This is a genomic window from Gordonia sp. LUNF6, assembly GCF_047041125.1.
GTDB lineage: Bacteria > Actinomycetota > Actinomycetes > Mycobacteriales > Mycobacteriaceae > Gordonia > Gordonia sihwensis.
Map to the genome: position 1 here is coordinate 1,793,098 of NZ_CP178181.1, position 22,333 is coordinate 1,815,430.

Below are 22,333 nucleotides of genomic sequence, written 5' to 3' on the forward strand. Positions count from 1 at the left end.
CGCGGGCAATGATGGCAGAGTTGTCCGTATGACTTCGATTCGAGGCCGACGTTCGCCGGGCCGGATGCCGTTGATCGCCGCCGCCACGGGCGGCACCCCTTCTCGCCGACCCGTGTGGTTCATGCGCCAGGCGGGGCGTTCACTGCCGGAGTATCGCGAGATCCGTGCCGGGCGCGGGATGCTCGAATCCTGCTTCGACCCGGAACTGGTGGCCGAGATCACCATGCAGCCGGTGCGCAGGCACGACACCGACGCGGCGATCCTGTTCTCCGACATCGTGGTCCCGCTGCGCGCTGCGGGGATCGACCTGGACATCGTGGCCGGGACGGGCCCGGTCATCGCCTCGCCGATCCGGACCGCGCGTGATGTGGCGTCGATCCCACGCCTGGACCCCGCTTCGGTCGGCGCCGTGACCGCGGCCATCGGCATGATCCTCGGTGAACTGGCCGACGAGAAGTCCCTGATCGGCTTCGCGGGTGCACCGTTCACCCTCGCCTCGTATCTGATCGAGGGCGGACCCAGCCGCACCTACGAGCACACCAAGGCGATGATGTTGGCTGAGCCGGAGCTGTGGCATTCGCTGATGGGGCGGCTCACCGACATCACCATCGCCTTCCTGCGCGCCCAGCTCGACGCCGGCGTCGACGCCGTTCAACTGTTCGACTCCTGGGCGGGAACGCTGTCGAAGGCAGCGTACGAGGAGTTCGTGGCGCCGCACTCGTCTCGAGTGATGGCGGAGGTCGCCGAGTACGGGGTGCCGCGCATCCACTTCGGTGTCGGCACCGGAGAGATCCTCGGCTCGATGACCGACGTGGGCGCCGACGTCATCGGCGTCGACTGGCGCATCCCGCTCGACGAGGCCGCGGCCCGCGTCGGGCACCGCGTCGCGGTCCAGGGCAACCTCGATCCGACGGTTCTGCTGGCCGGCGACGACGCGGTCCTCGAGCGCGAGATCGATCGAGTGGTGGCGGCCGGACGGCGAGCCGTCGACGCGGGTGCCCCGGGACACATCTTCAATCTCGGGCACGGCGTCCTGCCGAACACCGACGCCGGCGTGGTGACGCGCGCGGTCGAGCTCATTCACTCGCTGTGACCGGCGGGCGGTCGGGGGACCGGAACCGGGTCGCGGTGATCGGGGCCGGTGTATCCGGTCTGACCGCCGCCCACCGCCTGCGGCGCGAGCTCGGAGCACAGGCGCGGATCGACGTCTACGACGCGGCTGACCGGCCGGGCGGCCTGCTGTGCACCCGCACCGTCGGCGGTACCGCGGTGGACGTCGGCGCCGAGGCGTTCATCGTGCGCCGTCCCGAAGCCCTGGCGCTGGTGACCGAACTGGGTCTGGCCGACCGCGTGGTGGCCCCGGGACCGATGCGGCCGGCGATCTGGTCCGGGGGAGCGCTGCACGACCTCCCGGCCCCGGCTCTGATGGGCATCCCGGCGGGTCCGGCACCGTTCGCGGATCTCGCGGCCGCCGACGACCTGGAGAGGATGGCGGCCGAGGAGCGGACTCCGCTGGAGTGGACTCCCGGAGCCGATCCGTCGGTGGGGGAGCTGGTGGGTGAGCGGTACGGACGGTCGGTGGTGGCGCGCGGGGTGGACCCGATGCTCGGCGGCGTGTACTCGGCGCTTGCCGACCAGCTCGGACTGCGCGAAGCCGTGCCCGCACTGGCTCGCGCTCTCGACGCGGGCGCTGCGTCGCTGAGCGCCGCCGTTCGGACCGTGCTCGACGCCGGCGCTGGGGGAACGGGCCCGGTGTTCGGCGCGCTCGCCGGCGGATATCGGGAACTGGTGTCCGCGCTCGTCGAGGCCGCGGGCGCCGATCTGAGACTCGGTACCGAGGTGGTCGGGCTGCGGCCGATCGCCGACGGCGCCGCGGTGCTGGTCGCCGGTTCGGGTGAGCCCCGGGCGGTGGAGTACGACGCGGTGATCGTCGCCGTTCCGATCTGGACGGCCGCCCGCCTCCTGTCGGAGGCGGCTCCGGCCGCGGCCGCGGTGTTCGGCGAGGTCGCACCCGCGGGCTCGGCCGTCGTGGCTCTCGCGGTGCCCGCCGCGACCCCGCTGCCCGAGCATTCCGGTGTGCTGGTCGCGACCGACGCCGGCCTCCGGCTGAAGGCGATCACGCTGAGCAGCCAGAAGTGGCCGCATCTGCGACACGGTGACGTGCGGACGCTGCGGACCTCGTTCGGACGGCTCGGCGACCCGGTGACGGCGAGCGACACCGAACTCGTCGACGCCGCGGTCGCCGACCTCGGCACGGTCTTCGCCGCCGCCGGACTGCCCGCGCCCCAGGTCGCCGACGCGGTGGTGCAGCGCTGGCCGCACGGACTGCCGCACTACGCACCGGGGCATCTCGCCCGAGTCCGCGAGGCGGTGGCCGGACTGCCCTCCCGGATCGGGGTCGCCGGGTCCGGTTACGCCGGAGTCGGAGTGCCCGCCTGCATCGGCACCGCGGAGGCGGCCGTGGGAGAAATCACCGCCGACCTGCGGACCTGACGTTCCGCCCGAGTCGGGCCGGTGGCACGATGGAGGCATGAGTCGCCTGGATTACGCCGAACTGAATGCAACCATCCGATACCTGATGTTCTCGGTCTTCAAGGTCCGGGCGGGCGAGCTGCCGGCGGACCGTGACGAGGTGGCCGCCGATCTCGAGCGTTTCCTCGCCGAGGTCGCCGACAAGGGCGTGGTGGTGCGCGGCATCTACGACATCGCCGGTATGCGCGGCGACGCCGACTTCATGTTCTGGTGGCACGCGGAGACCATCGAGCAGTTGCAGGACGCCTACTCGACCTTCCGCCGGAGCACCGTCCTGGGCCGGGCGTCCGACCCGTTCTGGAGCGGCTCGGCGCTGCACCGTCCGGCGGAGTTCAACAAGAGCCACATCCCGGCGTTCCTCGCGGGCGAGGAGCCCGGTGCGTACATCTGCGTGTACCCCTTCGTGCGGTCGTACGACTGGTACCTGCTGCCCGACGCCGACCGGCGCAAGATGCTCGCCGATCACGGCAAGGAGGCGCGCGACTACAAGGACGTGCGGGCCAACACGGTCCCGGCGTTCGCGCTCGGCGACTACGAGTGGATCCTGGCCTTCGAGGCGCCGGAACTGCATCGGATCGTCGACCTGATGCGCGACCTGCGCGCCACCGAGGCGCGCCGCCACGTGCGCGTGGAGATCCCGTTCTTCACCGGACCGCGCGTGGACGCCGCCAAGCTGGCCCGCTCGCTGCCCTGATCGGGCCCGCGCGCCGGGCAGGGTTCACTCGGCCTCGAAGGTGAGGCTGATGGAGTTGATGCAATAGCGCAGATCGGTCGGGGTGTCGTAGCCCTCGCCGGCGAAGACGTGACCGAGGTGGCTGTGGCAGTTGGCGCACAGCACCTCGGTCCGCGTCATTCCCAGCGAGTCGTCGACGCGCTCGATGATCCGGTCGCCGGCGAGCGGGGAGAAGAACGACGGCCATCCGCAGTGCGACTCGAACTTCGTCGTACTCCGGAACAGTTCGGCGCCGCAGGCGCGGCAACGGTAGACGCCGACATCGGTCTTGTCGGTGTACTCACCGACGAAGGGCCGCTCGGTGCCGGCTTCGCGCAGCACGTGGAACTCCTGCGGAGTGAGGCGTTCACGCCACTGCTCGTCGGTGAGCTGGGACAGGTCGGCAGGCTGGTCGGTCATGCCGTCCAGGGTACCGCTCAGGCGGCGGGGACGGGCCCGTCGTGGACCGAGCCGCCGTCGCTGGAGCCCCCGTCGACGGAGCCGCCGGTCGCATCCGCTTCACGCAGGTCGAGGTAGCGGAACAGCAGCACGCAGAACACCGAGATCATCAGCAGCGACCAGCCGAGCGGAACCTTGTTGTATTCGAGGTACCGGCCGAACGGTTCCCATTTCTTCGAGTCGAAGACGTCGAAGGTCATGCAGCCGTACACGCCCAGCCAGGCCGGCCAGTTCCGCATGGTCGAGCCGGTCTGGAAGACGGTCATCAGCAGCGGGAACAGCAGCATCGAGTAGTAGCCCTGGCCCAGCGATCCCACGAGGAACGTGGTGCCGAGCAGAACGCCCGACGAGGTCGCGAGCCAGAGCAACTCGTCGCTCCGGCGGTAGTAGCGGTAGAGGAACCACAGCGAGAAGACGGCCATCACCACGAACGCGATCCGCAGCAGCCACGCCAGCCAGGAGTCGACGCCGAAGTAGGCGGCGTTGCCGGTGATGGAGCTGTTGTAGTAGTCGCGCGACTCGCCGAGGTACGGGACGGTGCGGTGGACGAAGTCCATCGGGTCCTTCGACAACGGCCACGCCAGCACGTTCAGCACCAGCGGCACACCGATCGCGGTGACCAGGATCTTCCACTGGCGGTTCAGCAGCACCAGCAGGAGCAGCGGCGCGAGTACCGGCTTGACGGCGAGCGTGAGACCGATCGCGACGCCGGCCCACAGGTCGTGTCTGCGCATCATCAGCATCATGAACGCCAGCATCCCGAGCAGGACGAAACCGTTGAAGTTGGTGAAGATCAGCGTGTGCGCCACGGTCTCGGTGCTGAAGAAGAAGAGCAGGAGCGCCGGGAACACCCAGGAGTCGTAGGAGTAGCCGAACATCCTGGTCAACAGGTAGGCGCAGAGAATGAGCACCACCACGCTCGCCGCGATGAACAGCCAACGGGAGTATTCCGGGTTCAGAACCGCGAGCGGCGCCATCAGCATGGTGCCCGACGGCGGGTACAGGTAGTGCGGATCGACCGTGCTGTAGTTCTCGTTGTAGACCGGCAGCCGGTTGAGGAAGTTGAACGCGGCGTTGTAGACGGGCGTGAAGTCGTCGGTCCGGTGTCCGTTGACTCCGAGGATCAGCGACCGCTGAATGATCATCATCACCGAGATCGGCCACAGAATCAGCGAGATGATCCGCTGCGACTCCACGCGCGGATACAGGTAGCGCTCTACAACGTTCACCCGCGCACCGTACTACACCACGGTGTCAGGCCGGACAGGCGCGCTCGCTCGGCGCGCCCAGCGGAGCCGGGCCGAGATATTCGCCGATCAGGTCGCCCGCGCACGTGGAATTGGCGGCCACCGAGTAGCCGAGACCGTCCCACGAGACGGTGGTCTGAGCCGTGTCGGCCGCCAGCATCAGCGGCGTCAGATCGTCGGCCGCGGCGGCGCCGTTGATCGGATCGTTCTGGCCCACGAGCACCAGCGGGTCGACCGCGAAGCGCTCCGGCGCGGCGGGCGAGTCGGCGACGCCCCAGCCGTCGCACCGGACGAGATCGAGTGCCGTGGTGCCGGCGGTCAGCGGATTCTGCGCGTTCCAATCGCGCGCGAGGGCGGGGATCTCGTCGGTGCCCGGACGCCCGCGCATGTCGTTGCAGCGGGCCACGATCTGGCCGTCGGCCAGGCGGAGCGAGCGAGCCTGGTCCGCGAGCTTGCGCAGGGCACCCGTGTCGCCGCGGTCGGCGGCGGTGAGCGCCGTACTCAGTTCGCGCAGTCCGTCCGGGGAGGTGTCGCCGACCGCGAGCGCGGTGGTGAGTGCGTCGAGGACCTGTGTGTCCGACAGCGCGCCCACCTGTCCGCCCGCGCCCGACGACATCAGCCGGCCGAGGACCGCCGCCCCGCCCGCGCCGAGCGAACAGCCCGCCCCGGCGCAGCGCTGCGTGAACGCGGTGAGGGTGGCCTGCAGGCCGCGGGCGCGGCTCTGGGCGGCGGCCTTCGCGGACACGTTGTAGCCGACCGGGGAGTCGAGGATCAGCCGGCCGACGTGGTCCGGGTGCGCGGCGGCGAACGCGAGGGCCACCGATGATCCGGTTCCGACCGACAGGATCGCGAGCCGGTCGACGTCCCAGCGCTGGCGCAGTTGCTCGAGGTCTTCGCCCGCCGCCGCGGCCGAGTAGTCGAGCTGGTCCGGTGTCAGCGTGTCGTTGCACTGGTCGGCGGCCGCGCGCGCCGCCTCCGACAGTTTCTCGGCGCGTGCCGCGACATCGCGTCCGTCACCCGCACCGTTGTCGTCGTAGACGCTGCGCTGCGTGGTGGTCATGCAGTCGATCAGACCGGACGTGCCGATCCCGCGATGGTCGACGGCGATCACCGGACGGCGATCCAGGATGCCGTGGTCGGCGCCCGTCGCGAACGACAGCAGGGTCCGCGAACTCGGCATGTCCTCTCCGCTCGTCAACACGAGCGGCACGGCGCCGGCCGGCGTGGCGTCGGTGCGGGCGCGGACGACGCCGACCTTGATCGTGGTGCCCGACTGCTGCGCCGGGTCCACCGGGACGTCCAGCCGCGCGCAGTCGAGCTTCACACCGTCGGGAACGGTGACGCCGTACCTCTGTGCGATCGACCCCGCGCACTGGCGCCAGTTCAAGTCCTTCTTCGGCGCCTGCAGGGCGGGCTGCTCCGGTGCGCCGGTCGCCTGCCCGCCCTCGTCGTCCCCGCGCACGATGTCGGGACCGGTGTCCGGACCGACCGCGCAGCCGCCGACGGACGCGGCCAGGACGAGCACAGTCAGGACTGCGGCGAACCGGGAGACCGCCGATGCTCCAGCGGTCCGCGGGCGTCCGGGTGAATGCATGACCGCGAGCCTAGTCGGCACGCTCCCACAGTTGATACAGATACCCTTCCGCGTCGCCGAGCATGTGCCGCAGACGCATCGGCCCGGGAAGGGAACCGGCCGTCCGAGCGGGGACCGCGGTGCCGTGCGCGATGCGGGGTGCGTCGCCGCCGACCAGCGCGGGGCTGACCGTCAACGCCAGTTCGTCGAGCAGACCGGCGGCCGCGAGATCGGCGAGGAACCGGGGACCGCCCTCGCACAGCACATGCCGCAACCCACGCCGGGCGAGCTCGTCGATCACCGCCCGCGGCTGCACCGACGACTCACCGCAGTCGACCACGGTGGCGCCGGCGTTGAGCAGTCGGCGCCGCGCGTCTCGCGGGGCGTCGCTGCACGTGGCGATGAGGACGTCGGGGTGCCGCGCCGTGGTGAAGTCGGCGGGCAGGTTCAGCGATCGCGACGCGAGGACCAGCAGCGGCACGGCCGACTGACCGCGGGCGGCGCGGCCCGGCGCGTGACGGGGCTCGACGACCGGTGGTCCGTACCCCTCCGTGACCGCGGTCTGCGCACCCACGACGATCGCGTCGGCCAGTGCGCGCTGCAGGTGGAAGACGGTGTGGTCGCCGTCGGATCCCAACGCGCCCGACCGACCCTGCGCGGTGGCGGCGCCGTCGATGCTGGCGATCATGTTGGCGCGGACCACCGGTTCGCCGGACGGCGGAAAAGAATAGACCTGCGCCAGTCCGTCTGCTGTGACATCAGTCGCTTTCTGCAGGATGAACATGAGTCCATCATGGTGCCGGTCGTTACCCTTGCCTAATGCTGGCACGACTTAGCGATCGGAATCCGGTCCTGGCTCCCGACCAACTCATCGGCGAGATGGTTCCGCCGACGATGTTCGACGAGGTGAGCTTCGACTCGTACATCCCCGACCCCGATGAGCCCAGCCAGACCGCGGCGGTGAACGCCGCCCGCGACTTCGTCGCCCGCGCATCCAAGGTCCGCAGCGGCGGAAAGAAGAGCTTCTTCCGCAAGTCCGCCGCACCCCAGGGGATCGGGCTCTACCTCGACGGCGGCTTCGGCGTCGGCAAGACGCACCTGCTGGCGTCGATCTACCACGCGATGCCGGGGCCCAAGGCGTTCGCGACCTTCGGCGAGGTCACCAATGTGGTCGGCGCCCTCGGTTACATCGACGCGCTGGAACGGCTGTCGGGACACAGTGTCCTCTGCATCGACGAGTTCGAGCTCGACGATCCGGGCGACACGATGGTGGTCTCGCGGCTGCTCACCGAGCTCACCGCCCGCGGCGTCTCCATCGTCGCCACGTCCAACACGCTGCCCGGCCAGCTCGGCGAAGGCCGGTTCGCCGCGAGCGACTTCCTGCGCGAGATCCAGAAGCTGTCGTCGATCTTCGAGACCATCCGCGTCGACGGTCCCGACTACCGGCACCGCGACCTTCCGCCCGCACCGGAGCCGATGTCCGACGAGGAGCTCGAGCGTCAGGCCGAGAACACCGTCGGGGCCACCCTCGACACCTTCGACGGCCTGATCGCGCATCTGGCGAAGCTGCACCCGTCGAAGTACAAGTCGCTGGTCGACGGCGTGTCGCTGGTATGCATCTCCGACGTGCGTCCCGCGCCGGACCAGGCGGTGGCACTGCGCCTGGTGGCGCTGGCCGACCGGTTGTACGACGCGGAGATCCCGGTGAGCATCTCCGGGGTCAAGCTCGACGAACTGTTCACCCCGGAGATGCTGGCCGGCGGCTACCGCAAGAAGTATCTGCGCGCCACCTCGCGGCTGCTGGCCCTCTCCCGATTCGCGGAGGCGAATGACTGAGGCGCCGATGACTGACGTGCAAGGCCCACTGATCCTGCTGTCCCTCGGGGCGGGCGCTCTGTTGGAGTACCTGCCGCCGGTCGCCGGTGCGGCGCACGACGCCACCGAGCCGCGTCGTCTGCGGATCGGCTACATCGACGAGGCTCAGCGTCATCTGCTCGATGCGCCGTTCACCGGACCCGAACGCGAGCGGCTCGTCCGGTTCGGGTACGACGTCGTCGATGTCGACCTCCGCAAGAGCGGCTTCGAGGAGGCTCTGGCCTGTGTCGACGCCTTCTACGTCTCGGGAGGCGACACCTTCGCGCTGATGTCCGGGCTGCGCCGCAGCGGCGCCGACAAGGTGATCGCCGAACGAGTCCGCGCCGGGACTCCCTACGTCGGCCTCAGTGCGGGAGCGGTGGCGGCCGGGCCGGACGTGGAGCCCGCAGCGTTGATGGACGACCCGGGTCTGGGTCTCGACTTGGCCGATTTCCGGGGACTCGGACTCACCGACACCGTCGTGATCCCGCATGCGGACGGACAGTTGCCGCCGTATCCCACCGAACTGATCGACCGGACGCTGAATGAGTACGGCGACCGGTTCACACTGCTGCCGCTGTACGACGATCAAGCGTTGATCGTCGACGCCGCCGGATCGCGCGTGGTGCCGTCGGCCGAACCCGCCGTGTGAGGGTTCAGCTCTCGCGGGCCAGCACGAAGTCGTGCTCGATGGCGCCGTTCATGTTGAAGCTCTTGGTGCCGATCTGGCGGAAGCCCATCTTCGCGTAATACCTCTTCGCGCGTTCGTTGCCCGAGTGCACGCCGAGCCACACGAGGGTCGCACCGCGGTCGCGGGCGGCGTCGAGAGCCGCGTTCATCAGGGCGTGAGACGGCCGGAGCTCGCTGTGGGCGGCATGATGCTCGGGCAGCACGTACATCTTGGAGATCTCGGTGACCGTCCCGTTCGCGACGGCGGCGGCACCGGCCGGGAACGCGTCGACCGCCGCGCGCACGTCGGGGTCGGCCGGGAGGTCGTGGACCAGCAGCGCGTAGCCGACGATGGGGCCGCCGGCACCGGTCCGCGCGACGAGTACCTGCTTGCGCGGGTCCGCAAGGTACTCGGCGAACCGTGCGGCGGAGAGCACCTGCTCGATGTGCGCGGCGATGTTCTCCGGTGTCGAGTGCGGCGGGCAGGCGAGCGGGAAGGTCGCGGCGGCGACGTCGGCGATCGCGGGAGCGAGGCCGGGATCGGTGACCGTCTCGATCAACAGACCGGCGTCGCCGGCGGCCGATTGCGCTGAAGTCGCAGATTGCGTCACATACCGATTGTGCCTTGTTCCGGTGCGGCGGCACGACACGGTACCCCGCGTCCTGGTGCAATGGAGGCTGTATGGAGCTGTATGGAGGTTGTACCGCCAACGACCGTGAGGACGCCCGTGGATCCACTTTTCGTCACCCTGTGCCAGACTCGGATCGATCCCGGCCTGACGGCTGCGAGACTGCTCGAGCAGATCCGTGCCGACTGGGGCGAGTTGCTCGACTCCGAGTTCGACTCGGTTGTCGTCGAGACCCAACGAGGCGAGGGACCGGAGTCCGCGCCGGTGTTCGTGATCGCTTTCGACGAGGTCCGGGTGCTCGTGGCGGGCGTCGACGCGCCGCACGGACTCGACGTCGCCGACGCGGCCCAGAGCAGTCCGCTGTGGAGTGCGGAGGCCGAGCTGCCCGACCCGGACGGGCCCTCCCTCGTCGTCGCGGCGTCCTCGGAGGCGGTGCTCGCCGGCCCGGTCTTCGACGACGCGGTTCTCGGTGACGCGGTTCTCGGTGACGACCGTGACCTCATCGAGGAGGCGACGCTGATCTCGCGGGTGGTGACCTCACTGCTGGCCTGCACCGACTCGGTGCGGGCAGTGTACATGCACACCTCCGAGCAGATCGCCGAGCCCTCGGCGTACCGGCGCGCGGCGCTGGAGGTCTCGCCCGACCTGCCGCTGATGCTGTGGGTCGATTTCATGGTCGCCGACGAGGCCGGACTGGTGTCGGCGGAGACGATCGGCATGTCGGAGCTGGGGTTGCTCGACATCGAGGTCACCGACAGCACACTGCCGGCCGAGCAGGTGGTGAAGGTCGTCGTCGACACCGCCGTGCTGATGTACGACGACGGTCCGGTCATCGGTGACGGTGACGTTCTCGGGACCGACAGCGGCGACTTCACCGCGCGGATCGCCCCGTCGAAGTACGACGCCGACCACATCGTCCTGCACCTCGTGCCGCCGACGGCGACCGCCAACCGTGCCGAGCGTCGCGCCGCGGCGCGGAAGAAGAAGCGTCGCTGACCTCAGTCGTTCTCGAAGCCGGACGCTTCGAAGCCGAGGGTCGTCGCGTTCTCCGACACGGTGCGGCGCACCGAATCGGAGAATCCGTCGGGATCGACGGCGCTGATCTCGATGCGGATCTCCACCCGTCCGGCGGCCGAGGAGAGGTGCTTGAGCACTTCCTGCTGGATGGTGCTGAAGTCGCGCGCCGGAAAGTCCGAGTCGAGTTGCGCTGAGCCGAAGTAGCGGCGCTTGAGTGCGCTCTGAGTGGTGGACTGCGTCTCCGCCGAGCCCGCTCCGGCGGTGGACGCGTCCGATGATCCGCCGTCCGCCGAGGACTGCTCGCCGTCGCGCTCCCGCTGCTGGCGCACCTCCTCGTCGCGCTGAGCGTCCGCCGGTCCCGGCTTCACGATCAGCGTGCTGTCGGAGATGTGCACGGTGGCGTCGTCGCCGGGCAGATGCAGCCCGAGATAGCGCTTCTGGGTCTCGTCGTATCCGTCGGCGAACGCGAATCCCTGCTGGCGCCAACTGATCTGGTCGTCGAGGACCGAGTACAGCCCGTCGATCAGCACCTCCCGGTCGCGCAGCCGCGGCAGGTATGGGTAGGTCGCGTAGTACCGGTGCAGCGTGCCCACGTCGAGGTGTCCGGAATCCCATGCCGCCGACAACCGGCCCGTCAGATCCAGATAGATCAGCGACGACGATCGGGCCAGCGCGATGTGTTCCAGGCTGAGCTTGGCGCCGGTGCGCGCGTAGACGTCGTCCTTGCTGCCCGAGACGTTGACCACGTCGATGGAGTAGGTCGCCTCGCCCGTCTGCTGCTCGGGGCAGAGCGCCCAGCAGAAGGTCTCGTTGAGCCGGTTGCGCACGATGTCGTCGTTCGTCGCGCGCCGTTCCGTCGCCTGCCTGGTCTGCTGACCGCCGAGCCCGTAGTCGTCGGCGTTCTCCGCGACGTGCTTCCACGCCAGGTAGTTGCGCACCGCCTCGTCCAGTTCGCGGGCCCGGTTGGTGTCGGCGGCGAGGAAGATCAGCGAGTTCTTGAACGAACGGATCGCGTTGCCGCGGTGTTCGAGGACGTTCGCGGCCCACGACTTGGCCGTCGGGGCCGAGGACCGCGCGGCGTAGGTGTGCTGCATGGGCACCACGACCAGACGCGTGTCGGTCTCGTCCGGCACGTCGGCGGACGATTCGGGGAACACGTGGATCCCGGCGAACGACTTGTCTGCGGAGATCTTGCGCAGTTCGGTGAGCCGCCGTTCCACCTCGGCCCAGACGTCCGCGGGCGCCAGCCCGGCCGCGTGGTCGCGCGCGGTGCGGCTGATGTTGGCCTGGGTGTCGTACCAGTAGCGCGACGACTCGGTGTACAGGTACGTCGACTGACCGGTGAGGGCGTCGAGCGCCGAGTGGAAGTTGCCCGGTACGTCGCCCGGGAGAGCGGTGCCGAGGAAGATGCGGTGCTTCTCCGCGCCCTTGTGCGCCGAGTGCAGACCCGGAGTCGCGGCCATGAACACCGAACGGGCCAGCCGCTGTGCCACCTTGCGCTTGCCGAAGTGCTCGTTGTTCTTGTCGACCAGCGCCGGGACCGATTCGGGGCCGGCGACGTCGGTGTGAATCACCGGTTTGAACTGGTCCTCGAGGTACTTGGTCACCTCGGAGACCACGTCGGCGTCGTCGAGTGGCACGGTTCCCGGCATGATCAGCGCCGACGAATTGTCCGACCGCCAGAGGGTCCCGACCACCCGGTTCATCATCTGCAGGACGCCGCGAGTCCGCTGGAACCGGTCGAGGGTCGACCAGTCCTGGTACAGCCGGTCGAACAATTCCGGATGAATCGGGTAGCAGCGCTTGATCCGGTCCTCGTACTGGGAGTCGCGGACCTCCGACGGGAACTCGGCGTGGTACTTGCGGTAGAACTCGACGACATTCTTGGCGATGTTGGCGATCTTCGCCGACGCCTCGGCGTCCGGTGTGGAGAAGATGCGCCGCCGCACGATCTCGAAGCTCTCCTCGGCGTTGGCGGGCTGCCACTGGTCGGCGGTCCGGCCGATCACGTTCTTCAGTGCGTGGAGCGCTTCGCGCCCGTACTCGCCGCCGACCTCCTCGTCGTTCACCTCGTCGCCGCCGTCTCCGTTGGACGACGCGGGGATCGAGATGACCACCTGAATGCCCTTGACCGCACGGGCGGCTTCGGTGAGGGCCTGGGCGAAGGTGAACTGGGTGTCGAAGTCGCCGGCTGGAAGCGGTTCCGGGGGGTTAACGAGCTGTCTGGCGTACGCCACCCATTCGTCGATCAGGATCACCGCGGGGGAGTACAGCGTGAAGAGCTCGCGGAGGTCGGCACCCGGGTTGGTCGAGGTGCGGTCGGCATGGGCGACGATGTCGTAGGCTTCCTGCCCGCCCAGCTGCCAGGCCAGTTCGCCCCACATGGTGCGGATGTTCGGCCGGCCGTCGTCGGTGTTCTCCCGTGACGGGACCATCTGGTTGCCGACCAGGGCGACGCGTCCGACGCGTCCTCGCACCGCGTCGAGCGGTTTGGCGAGCGGAGCGACGTCGTCACCGAAGACGTGGCTCTCCGCGCCCGACGCCAGATGCCAGAGCGCGAGCATCGAGTGCGTCTTGCCGCCGCCGAAGTTGGTCTGCAGGTTGATGACCGGTGACGCGTTCTCGTCGCCGGTCAGTCGCGCGACGTTCCGGGTGATCAGATCGCGCAACCCCTCGGTGAGATAGGTACGGCCGAAGAACTCGGCGGGGTCGGTGTACTCGGACTTGTGGCCGCCGCTGCGCATCGCGACGGTGTACAGGTCGGCGGCGAACTCCGCGGCGTTGAACTGGTCGCTCTGGATGTCGGGATGGGGTGCCAGGACGTCGCGCCATGCCGGCAGATTGTCGGAGCCCACCTGCAGCGCGGGCACGTTGCGCGCGGCCCGTTCGGTGGCCTGCCGGGTGCCGATGGCGCGGACGTCGTCGCGCAGCTTCGCGACGTCGGCGGCCTCCTTCGGAGCGTCGATGGCGAGCAGGAATCGGTGACAGATGTCGAGGTCGAACTGCGCGTCGTCGTTCGTGAAGTTCTCGTGATGCGCGAGCCGGTTCCGGGCGTCGACCAGCGGCGTCGCCAGGGATACCTGCGCGCGGCTGAGCCGCTTGCCGATCGGGTCCCAGCCGCGCCGGAACTTGTACGGAATGTTGTCGGTGAACATCCGAAGGCTGTCCGACGGGTCGAGCGGGTTGTACTTCTTGTCGGGGTGCGCGCTGGGTGCCTTGACCGTGCGCAGCACGTCGATCCAGCCGCTCGCCCCCGCCGGCAGATCGGGGCCGATCGTCTCGGTCAGGAAACGATCGACCGCCGGTCCGAGCAGCTCGAACGCCTGATGGATCCGATCCCGATTACTCGGCGCCACGGAGGGCTCCTTTCACTATTCACACAACTGTGTGTATTCGCGACGAAGGTTATCGCAGCGGTCGGACAATCAGGACGTCGAGGTCACGTCCCGCCGCCGGTGTGACGGATGCCCGCCTACGACAGCGGCATGGGCCTCCCGCCCCGCACAGGGCTTGCACGGCGTGTCGGCCGCTCCGGGCGTGTCGTGTCACGTGACTCGGCGGCGATCGCGCCGATCACAGCAGCATCTCCTGGTGCGCCGCACCCCGCGCACCGCGGGCGATGTCGCTCCATGCGGCGCCGAGGCCGTTGAAGCTGACCGCGAGGGCCGTCGATTTGCGATCCTCGGCGAGTTTGAAGAGCAGGCTCGCGAGTTCGCGGCACAGATCGGTGTCGACCGCATCCGGCACCAGGCTCAGCAGGGTCGACGCCGCGGGGATGCCCTCCGAGTCGAGGACCCGCACCAGGTGCATCACCACCTCCCACTGGCTGATCGACGAGTCGGTGGACGGGTCGTAGTCGGCAGGCATGTCCGTGGGCGCGATCAGCGCGACCCGGCCACCGCCCTTGGTGAGAATGCCCGAGCGCTCCATGCCGTCGAGCGAGATGCTGCGCGCGTTCGCGAGCGACTCGGCGTCGCCGAACTTGCCGCTGTCGAAGCCGTTCTGTCGGAACCAGGTCAGCGCGAAGCGGGTGGGTGCGTCGAAGTCGTTCTCGAGTTCGCCGAGCACCTCGTCGAGGATCGCGTTGATGCGCTGCAGCGCGGTCCGGACCGTCATCTTCGACCCGTCGTCCTCCAGCACGGCGTTGTACTCGGAGAAGATCGCCATGCCCGGCCCGATCGCCGCTTGCGGCAGATCGACCGGCGCGATGGCGCCCTGCTGCAATTCGCGCAGGCTCGCCGGCAGTTCGTTCCGCAGCCGCGCCAGGAACGCACGGCGGTCGACGCGGGGTGCATCCTCCGGGCGCGGTCGGAGAGCGAGAACGATGGAGGAGGCGAGGGCGTTGGTTCCCTGGCTCAGCATGCGGTTACCGAGCTCCGATCGCATCGGCCACGTCGCGGTGATCTGCCAGCCGGAGCGGATCATGCCCTCCAGCAAGGTCTCCCAGCCGGTCGACGCCTGGCCGTCCTTCGACGAATCCTGCTGTTTGAACGCGTAATACACGGTGATGGGGAAGTCCTCGTACGCATTCTCGCGGGCGCGCCGGAAGACCTCACGGAATCCGTCTTCGAAGAATTTGTGCGCGCCCTCCTTACCGTTATGCCGGTAAGGGTTGGCCACGAGTTCCTCGGTCTTCGGCACAAGCATGGTCGACAGGATCGAAGGATGGATGTCCTTGAGGGACCGACGAAGCCAGACGTAGAAGAAGTCGGAGAGATCGGAGTAGCCGATGTTGTCGTAGTAGGGCGGGTCGGTGGAGATGAGGGCGCGCTGATTGACAGCGTTGGCTGCGTCCGACTGACTCGCGGCACCAGCAGCCGAGGACGGCAGTCGGTCGAGCGACTGGGACACCCATTCAACATCGGCAACGTAGTCACCACCGGAGCCTCCCCAGGGATTTGATTCGGCAAAGTCCCATGACATTGGTAGTGCCTGTCGCGCGAAGACACTACGAACTGCCTCCATCTTCGGAGATGAGTCCCATGAACAAATCGTCGATGCCTTGTTGGTAGTTCGGCTGATCGCCATTCCAAGAAGCGTCGCCACCGCATCCGCATACGCGACGGCTCCCGTTCCTCCGTCGTCGAGTCGGCTGCCCTCTGTCATTCCCGCCGCGAGGGCGTCGCGCAAGACCAGCTCGCGTGCTTCTCCGACCAGATCGCTGAATGTCGTCAGCGCGGTGAGTTGGCGTGGCGTGAAGAGTGAGGCGAAGGTGTCGAGGCCGTATGGCGGCGTCCACACGTCCTTCGGATGGAATCCCAGTCGCTGGTTCGGTACGTCGAGCGGTGGCTCCACCTCAGCGGCCCGGCGATGTACGTCCGACGGCGGTAGATAGATTCGACGGCGAGTGCCTTCGGCGACCGTGGCTATGAGATCTGCGCCCATTCGCCTTTCGGTTCCCTGAGCTTTGATGTAGTCGGTGCTGACGGCGGTACCGCAGCGGATACAGACGCCGCCACGTTTGCCAGACATCGTCCCGTCTGTCTCCTTCGTCGGCGCCTGAGCCGGATCGTGACCGATCTCGTACAGCACGGCCTTGCCTTCGATCACGGGGACGACGTACGCCTCCTTGCCCTTCTTCTTGCCGAGCCACCACGACCTGACGAGGGGCATCGCTATCCGGCACTCGGGATTCGGGCACGTCACGGTCCGCGCCCAAATCCACGCGATCACGGTTGCCTCGGTACCGTCGGGCAGGGTTGCCTTCGGATACAGATGGCCGATGCGCTTCTGGGCTTCGTCGCGCATCCACTGTCCGTAGCGGCGGACGTCTTCGGCGAGACCTGTGGCGCGGGGCCAGTCCTGGATGGTCTCGTCGGCGGCTCCGGGCCACACGGGCGGCTGTCCGGCGAACTTCGGCGGAATCTCGATCAGCGCCTTGTTGATGAGCACGGCGACGGGGTTCAGGTCTGACGCGTGAGCTTCGAGTCCGAGTCGTTGCGCTTCAAGGGGAATGGTTCCGCCGCCGGCGAACGGATCGAGGATCGGTGGGGGATTGCCGTCGGTCGACTCCATGATCTTGCGATGAGCTTCGGCGAGCAGTTGCTCGTCGTTCGAGTTCTCCCACACCACGAGTCGCTCGATCAACTCGAAGAGTCGCTTTCGCTCCGCGATCTGCTCCGCCTCGGTGGGGTACAGGTCTGGGCGCGACGCGGGGTCGTCCACCAGTTGAGAGAACAGCACAGCGCGTGCCGCGGCCAGTGGCCGGCGCGCCCACCACAGATGCAGTGTCGACGGATGTCCGTGGCGGATCGACTTCTCGCGAGCGGACTCCTCATTGATCTTCTGCAGCGGGATGCTGACCTCGATCAACTTTCGTCGCTGAACATTACTGTGTGCATCGCTGGACACGGGTACCCCTTGGTGAAGCGCATGGCGGACGAGAACGTTTCAACATAGCGCACACGACAGTGTGTATTGCAATCGGTGCGACTCGGCTGAGAATGTCGGACCTCTCGAGTATCATCGAACGTAAGTTCGACAATCGGGGGTGGAGATGAAAGTGCAGGTGAGAGAGCGTAAGGCTTCGTCTGTGACGGTGGCCGACGACGCGATCGTCATCCGGATCGAACGTCCGGACGTCCAGAACTCGCCCACCGTTGCATCCGAGGTGTCGGGATCGCGAAGCGATCGAGCGGCACTGCTCGGGTTCGCGGCGCGAGCGGACTGCTACCAGGGGCTGGTGCTGTGGCATCGGTACGAGGCGCTGTACTCGCTGCTCATGGCGAAGCAATCCGAGTTGGAGTCCGATCCGTCGGCGGACGCCTACACCCGGCTCTACGACCCACTGTGCCAAGTCGCGGCGTCGTATGCGGTCGCCGCGGGTGTGCAGCACTACACGGCAGAGCGGTTCGTCGAATCCGCCGTGGCCTGCATGGAGCGGATCCCGGCCCTCGGACGGATGTTGCGCGACGGACTGATCAACTCGGCGAGTTTCCGGCGCGCGGTGGAGCAGACGGCCCTCGTCGACGATGCGGACATCCTGGCCTTCATCGACGCGGAAGCGGCCGCGAGACTGCGCGAAGTGGGCGGTCTCTCGGCGGCGCGTGTGGAGACGATTCTCGGGGCGATCGTCGCCGAGCACGATCCCGACGCGGTGACCTTGACCAGGGAGGAGGTGCGAGCGGCCAAGCGCGTGCAGGTGAACCCGCTGACCGACACCGCCTCGGAACTCATCGTCACCGCGTCGGCCGAGGACGTGGCGATCGCCAAGGATGTACTCGATGCGGTGATCGCCGGCGTCTGCCCCAACGACCCACGTACCAAGGGCGCCCGGCGCAGTGATGCGGCCATGGCGCGCATCAACGGCACGGACTTCGTATGCGAGTGCGGTCGAGAGGACTGCACTGCTCGACTCGCGCCGGCCGACATCGCGTCGCGGTGCGCCCGGATCGTCCTGCACGTGGTGGTTCGGAAAGAAGTGCTCGACGGGACGTCGCAGACTGCGGCGCATCTGGACGGCCACGGCCCGATCTCGGCGACACACGTTCGTGAGATGGCGTCACGGCCCGACGCTGTGCGTCGCGAGCTGAACCTCGACGAGGTCATCGCGCAGGCGAGTCGGCCCGACAGCGGATACCGTCCGTCCGCGGCGCTGGATACTGCCGTCCGCGGGCTGTTCGGCACCTGCTCGTGGCCGGGTTGCGCCCGGCCCGCGTGGAAGTGCGACCTCGACCACGTATGCGAGTACGACCACGCGGATCCGTCGGCGGGCGGCGTCACCTGCATCTGCAATCTCAATGCGAAATGCCGATTCCATCACGGGTTGAAGACCCACGCGAACGGGTGGGTCGACGATCAGATCGTGGACGCCGCCGGCGTCGTCTGGACCGAAGTCACCTCACCGGAGGGGATCACCGTCCGGCAGCAGGCACTGAACATGTGGCTCCTTCCCGAGCTGGGCCACCTTCAGTGCGGACACGGCTCTCCGACACGCCGAGAAGCACGACACGCCGGTGACGAACCCGAACGCTCGCTGACACGGTTGCAGGCCAAGCACCGGTACCGCATGCAGAAGCGAGCGGCGAACCGCCGGGCGCGCGAAGCCATCGCCCACGACGCCGGCGCCCCGCCGTTCTGATACCGCGAGCCGTCAATGCGGCGGGAGTGCCTTCTTCCAGGCCTTGTGCCAGTTGAGTTCGACTCCGCTCACGTCGGTGTTCGCGAGGTCGACGTCGCGGAAGTAGTCGGTGAGGTAGCGGACCTCGTCGTGATCGGGGCCGTCGGGGCTCACCGAGACCATCGCGAGTCGGTGGTTCTCACCGGTGTTCTTGCCCTGGAGCACCTGGTTGTAGGAGACGAAGAAGCTGTCGGCGCCGGCGACCCGGCCCTTGACCTCGATGTACACCGACGGCGCACGACCACCGTCCGCAGCCGGAGCCGGAACGGAGAGGACGTCGTATCCGGGGTTGTTATGCGGCATCTCCTCGGGCATGCGGCCCAGGGCGCACTCGGCACGCAGCACCGCGTCGACGGCCCGCCGGTCGGTGGCCGTGGTGTCGGCGGCGTGTCGGCCCACCGACTCGCCGAGCATCCCGGCGGGGACCACGAGAACCGCGGTCTCCAGCCTCGGCGGGCGTGCGGTGAGGACACGCTCGTCGGCGAGCTCGCGCAGGCGGCGCCCGAGCCTGGCCTCCAACTCGCGCGCCCGCCGCTCGAGCCGTTCCGGGCTGAGGCGCCGCCCGCGCGTGGTCTTGCCGGCCGCCGATTCTTCACGCCGGCGTGCGACTTCGGAGTCCAGGTAGTTGATCTGCTCGATCAGCCGTGTGCGCACCGCTCTCTCGGTCCGCTCGACGTCGGGGACCACGCGGTCGCGGACCTCGCTCAGGTGACGGGGCACCGCGGTGGACGCGGCCCACGACAGCGCCTGGTCCGTCAGCGCACGGCCGACGAATGAATCGAGCCCGCGGATCGGCGCGCCCTCCGGGATCGGCTGCAGGTCGAGATGCGGCGCCGGACCGGCATCGGCGACCGATCCGTCGGCGTCGATCGAGACGAACGCGAATCTCTTGCTGACCACAGTCCCGGCACCGTCGACGATCTCGGAGGTCAGGGCGAAGATCGCGCGCGGGGCGGTGCCGGGATCGGTCGGGTCGAGCAGCGTGGCGCCCGCGGCGAGGACGTCGGCACTCCCGTCCAGGACGGAGTCGATCACGGCGTCGAGCAGCGGGTGCCCGGGTGCCAGGAGGTCGGCGCGCACGGCGCCCGACGACACCGCCGACGGCTCGAACGTGACGCGCTCGTACGCCCTCGTCACCGGCCGCCCCGCGTGCTCCCGGCGAATGTCTCGATGACGCAGCGGCGCTGGAACATTCGAGATCTGGAACCGATGGCGCTCCCGCTTCGACAGCCGACCGCCGAGCGCGGTGAACGCATCGGTGAAGAACTGCGCGATGTAGTGCGGCTGCAACCTGCGCGCGGTCGCCTCGTCCATCTCGCGGCGCAGACGCGCCATCTCGAGCGGATCGAGCGTCTCGCGGGCGAGTGCGCGCTCGGTGACTAGCGTGTCGCAGCCGGAAGCCACCTCGGCGTCGACAATGCGCTCGATCTCGTCGATCCGCGCGGGATCGTCGCCGTAGAGCACCGCATCCCACAGCAGGTCGCGCAGCGGCCGGCCGGCGAACGCTTCGTCGCCGAGAACGTCGAACAGCTTGCCGCCGTAGGCTGAACGCTGCTGCTCCATCTTCTCGAGCAGACGCGTGTAGACCTGACCTTCGCGAGTCTGGGCGGCCACGATGTTCCACAGGCGGCACACGTTCTTCTGCCCGATGCGGTGAATGCGGCCGAAGCGCTGCTCGAGCCGGTTCGGATTCCACGGGAGGTCGTAGTTGACCATCAGGTGCGCGGCCTGCAGATTGAGCCCCTCGCCGGCGGCGTCGGTGGCCACCAGCACCAGCCGCGACGGCTCGTTGGTGAACTGCTCCCGGATCGCAACGCGCTCGCCGCGCCGCGTGCCGCCGTGAATCGTCAGCACCGCGTCGTCGGAACCGAGCACATTGCGGATCTGCGCGGTGAGGTAGTCGAGCGTGTCCTTGTGCTCGGTGAACACGATCAGCTTGCGCGGACGACCGTCCTTGCCGCGCAACAGTTCTCGATCGGTCAGCAGTGAACGCAGCTCCGACCACTTCCGGTCGATGCCGCGGTCGCGCACACGGGTCGCCAGCGCCACGAGGTCTTCCAGGATCGCGATCTCGGTGTCGAGTTCGGCGACGGTGCGTGCGGCGGTCGCCGCGTCGACCACTTCCTCCTCGATGCGCTCGTACTCCTCGGCGCTGTATTCGTCGGGATCGTCGAAGGCGTCGGCGGGCGGCAGCGGCATCCGATCGTCGACGGGGATCCGGCCGGCGATCAGGTCGGCACGACGCGAGGCGAGCCGATCGCGGCGACGCTGCAGACTTCGCAGCACCGCGTGGGTGCTCGACGCGAGCCGGCGCTGGAGGACGGTGAGCGCGAACCCGACGGTGCGGCGTTTGGGGGAGTCGGGCGAACTCTCCGCACGGTTCATCTCCACGCGCACGTACTGCGTGACGGCCTCGTACAGCTCCGCCTCCCCGTCGGAGAGCTCGTAGGGAACGGTTTCGGCGATCCGTTCCGGGAACAGCGGCCTGCCCTCGAAGGTGAGCAGTTCCTCCTTGACCATCCGTCGCATGAGGCCGGAGGTGTCGGCGACCGCGTCCGACTGCGGGCGGCCGGCGAATCGGTCCTCGTCGAGAAGGGAGAGGAACAGTTGGAAGTTGTCGTCGTTGCCGGCGTGCGGCGTCGCCGTCATCAGAAGCAGGTTGCGTGCCACGCCGCCGAGGACGCGGCCGAGCTTGAACCGCTCGGTCTCCCGGACCTCGCCGTCCCAGCCCTGCCATGACGCGGACATGCGATGCGCCTCGTCGACCACCACCAGATCCCACTCGCTCGCCTCGAGGTGACCGATCAGGTCGGGGTCGCGGGCGAGCTGATCCATGCGGGCGATCATGAACGGGTGGGCCGGGAACGGGTCGCCGCTGGGGCTGGCGTTGATCAGATCCCGGGTCAGGAGAGTGGCTGTGAGGCCGAACTTCTCCGACAGTTCGTCCTGCCACTGTTCCACCAGCCCGCCCGGCGCGACGATCAGCAGCCGCGCGAGATCGCCCCGGAGCAGCAGTTCCTTGGCGTACAGCCCCGCCATCACCGTCTTGCCCGCGCCGGGATCGTCGGCCAGCAGGAAGCGCAGGGGAGTGCGCGGCAGCAGTTCCCCGTACACCGCGCGGATCTGGTGCGGTAGGGGAGAGATGTCGCTGGTTCCGACCGCCGCCATCGGGTCGTGGGCGCCGGTCATCGCGATGCGCAGCGCCTCCGTCGCGAGGCGGAACGTCCGCGGGTCGGCGTCGAAGGTCCACGAGCGCTCGAAATCGTCCTCGACGACGATGTCAGCGATGTCGTCGGCGAACAGCATCTCCTCGCGGACGCCCAGTCGGTCGTCGCGGACGACCACCGTGGCCGCCGAATCTCCGCTCGGGATCACCGCGACGAGGTGGACCGGCTCGCGCCAGCGGCCCGACAAGCGCTGCCCGGGACGCAGATCGGTGAGGGATCGCAGATTCATGTGCACACCATAGTGGGCGCATCGGACAGTTCCCGCGTCGCGGTGGTGCTACTTGCGGTGGTGTTA

The 22,333-nt window shown here is 68.5% G+C and carries 15 protein-coding genes; 7 read left to right on the plus strand and 8 right to left on the minus strand.

Annotated elements, in window-relative coordinates; all coding sequences use genetic code 11:
* Nucleotides 1–64: 64 nt before the first annotated feature.
* From hemE to hemQ, 3 genes are read left to right on the plus strand one after another with little or no spacing between them, the layout of a single operon-like run.
* Entirely contained in the window at nucleotides 65–1,093 is a 1,029-nt protein-coding gene (gene hemE, locus ACK8HH_RS08410; RefSeq protein ID WP_039867371.1) for a uroporphyrinogen decarboxylase, read from the plus strand.
* Complete coding sequence (gene hemG, locus ACK8HH_RS08415) at nucleotides 1,090–2,493, plus strand: protoporphyrinogen oxidase (RefSeq protein WP_062366876.1); 1,404 nt, start codon at nucleotides 1,090–1,092, stop codon at nucleotides 2,491–2,493. The genes hemE and hemG overlap by 4 nt, the downstream gene beginning before the upstream one ends.
* 37 nt (nucleotides 2,494–2,530) lie before the next feature.
* Complete coding sequence (gene hemQ, locus ACK8HH_RS08420; RefSeq protein WP_006896355.1) at nucleotides 2,531–3,226, plus strand: hydrogen peroxide-dependent heme synthase; 696 nt, start codon at nucleotides 2,531–2,533, stop codon at nucleotides 3,224–3,226.
* 24 nt (nucleotides 3,227–3,250) lie between these two features.
* Here the strand turns inward: hemQ and msrB are convergent, their stop codons facing one another.
* From msrB to ACK8HH_RS08440, 4 genes are read right to left on the minus strand one after another with little or no spacing between them, the layout of a single operon-like run.
* Nucleotides 3,251–3,664 carry a peptide-methionine (R)-S-oxide reductase MsrB gene (msrB, locus tag ACK8HH_RS08425; RefSeq protein WP_006896356.1) on the minus strand — a complete coding sequence of 138 codons (414 nt, stop codon included), beginning with the start codon at nucleotides 3,662–3,664 and terminating at the stop codon, nucleotides 3,251–3,253.
* A 17-nt stretch (nucleotides 3,665–3,681) separates the two neighbouring features.
* Entirely contained in the window at nucleotides 3,682–4,932 is a 1,251-nt protein-coding gene (locus ACK8HH_RS08430; protein WP_278127252.1) for a glycosyltransferase family 87 protein, read from the minus strand.
* Between the two features lie 25 nt (nucleotides 4,933–4,957).
* Nucleotides 4,958–6,544, minus strand: a complete 1,587-nt coding sequence (locus ACK8HH_RS08435) for an alpha/beta fold hydrolase (RefSeq protein WP_006896358.1) — start codon at nucleotides 6,542–6,544, stop codon at nucleotides 4,958–4,960.
* Nucleotides 6,545–6,554: 10 nt separating this feature from the next.
* Nucleotides 6,555–7,307 carry a dihydrofolate reductase family protein gene (locus tag ACK8HH_RS08440; protein ID WP_045537624.1) on the minus strand — a complete coding sequence of 251 codons (753 nt, stop codon included), beginning with the start codon at nucleotides 7,305–7,307 and terminating at the stop codon, nucleotides 6,555–6,557.
* A gap of 35 nt (nucleotides 7,308–7,342) precedes the next feature.
* On the opposite strand from ACK8HH_RS08440, the gene zapE reads away from it, so the two are divergent.
* On the plus strand, nucleotides 7,343–8,359 hold the full coding sequence (zapE, locus tag ACK8HH_RS08445; protein WP_006896360.1) for a cell division protein ZapE: 1,017 nt from the start codon (nucleotides 7,343–7,345) through the stop codon (nucleotides 8,357–8,359).
* Between the two features lie 7 nt (nucleotides 8,360–8,366).
* Nucleotides 8,367–9,029: a Type 1 glutamine amidotransferase-like domain-containing protein gene (locus tag ACK8HH_RS08450; RefSeq protein ID WP_231875780.1), complete on the plus strand. Its 663-nt coding sequence runs from the start codon at nucleotides 8,367–8,369 to the stop codon at nucleotides 9,027–9,029.
* 4 nt (nucleotides 9,030–9,033) lie between these two features.
* On the opposite strand, the gene ACK8HH_RS08455 is transcribed toward ACK8HH_RS08450, so the two are convergent.
* Complete coding sequence (locus ACK8HH_RS08455) at nucleotides 9,034–9,657, minus strand: GNAT family N-acetyltransferase (protein WP_412475684.1); 624 nt, start codon at nucleotides 9,655–9,657, stop codon at nucleotides 9,034–9,036.
* Between the two features lie 117 nt (nucleotides 9,658–9,774).
* Between ACK8HH_RS08455 and ACK8HH_RS08460 the strand changes: the two genes are divergently transcribed.
* Nucleotides 9,775–10,671 (plus strand): DUF4261 domain-containing protein, encoded by an 897-nt coding sequence (locus tag ACK8HH_RS08460; protein WP_412475685.1) that lies wholly within the window; start codon nucleotides 9,775–9,777, stop codon nucleotides 10,669–10,671.
* Nucleotides 10,672–10,673: 2 nt separating this feature from the next.
* Here the strand turns inward: ACK8HH_RS08460 and ACK8HH_RS08465 are convergent, their stop codons facing one another.
* Nucleotides 10,674–14,048: a DUF499 domain-containing protein gene (locus tag ACK8HH_RS08465; RefSeq protein ID WP_278127257.1), complete on the minus strand. Its 3,375-nt coding sequence runs from the start codon at nucleotides 14,046–14,048 to the stop codon at nucleotides 10,674–10,676.
* Nucleotides 14,049–14,265: 217 nt separating this feature from the next.
* Entirely contained in the window at nucleotides 14,266–17,043 is a 2,778-nt protein-coding gene (locus ACK8HH_RS08470) for a DUF1156 domain-containing protein (protein ID WP_412475686.1), read from the minus strand.
* 145 nt (nucleotides 17,044–17,188) lie between these two features.
* On the opposite strand from ACK8HH_RS08470, the gene ACK8HH_RS08475 reads away from it, so the two are divergent.
* Nucleotides 17,189–18,772, plus strand: coding sequence for an HNH endonuclease signature motif containing protein (locus tag ACK8HH_RS08475; RefSeq protein WP_045537646.1), 1,584 nt, complete (start codon nucleotides 17,189–17,191; stop codon nucleotides 18,770–18,772).
* Nucleotides 18,773–18,784: 12 nt separating this feature from the next.
* Here the strand turns inward: ACK8HH_RS08475 and ACK8HH_RS08480 are convergent, their stop codons facing one another.
* Nucleotides 18,785–22,267 carry a helicase-related protein gene (locus ACK8HH_RS08480; RefSeq protein WP_412475687.1) on the minus strand — a complete coding sequence of 1,161 codons (3,483 nt, stop codon included), beginning with the start codon at nucleotides 22,265–22,267 and terminating at the stop codon, nucleotides 18,785–18,787.
* Nucleotides 22,268–22,333 lie beyond the last annotated feature (66 nt).

Coding starts and splice junctions, on each gene's coding strand:
- ACK8HH_RS08450 (WP_231875780.1), top strand. CDS start 8,367: ATGACTGACGTGCAAGGCCCACTGATCCTGCTGTCCCTCGGGGCGGGC.
- zapE (WP_006896360.1), top strand. CDS start 7,343: ATGCTGGCACGACTTAGCGATCGGAATCCGGTCCTGGCTCCCGACCAA.
- msrB (WP_006896356.1), bottom strand. CDS start 3,664: ATGACCGACCAGCCTGCCGACCTGTCCCAGCTCACCGACGAGCAGTGG.
- ACK8HH_RS08440 (WP_045537624.1), bottom strand. CDS start 7,307: ATGTTCATCCTGCAGAAAGCGACTGATGTCACAGCAGACGGACTGGCG.
- ACK8HH_RS08480 (WP_412475687.1), bottom strand. CDS start 22,267: ATGAATCTGCGATCCCTCACCGATCTGCGTCCCGGGCAGCGCTTGTCG.
- hemQ (WP_006896355.1), top strand. CDS start 2,531: ATGAGTCGCCTGGATTACGCCGAACTGAATGCAACCATCCGATACCTG.
- hemE (WP_039867371.1), top strand. CDS start 65: ATGCCGTTGATCGCCGCCGCCACGGGCGGCACCCCTTCTCGCCGACCC.
- ACK8HH_RS08475 (WP_045537646.1), top strand. CDS start 17,189: ATGAAAGTGCAGGTGAGAGAGCGTAAGGCTTCGTCTGTGACGGTGGCC.
- ACK8HH_RS08435 (WP_006896358.1), bottom strand. CDS start 6,544: ATGCATTCACCCGGACGCCCGCGGACCGCTGGAGCATCGGCGGTCTCC.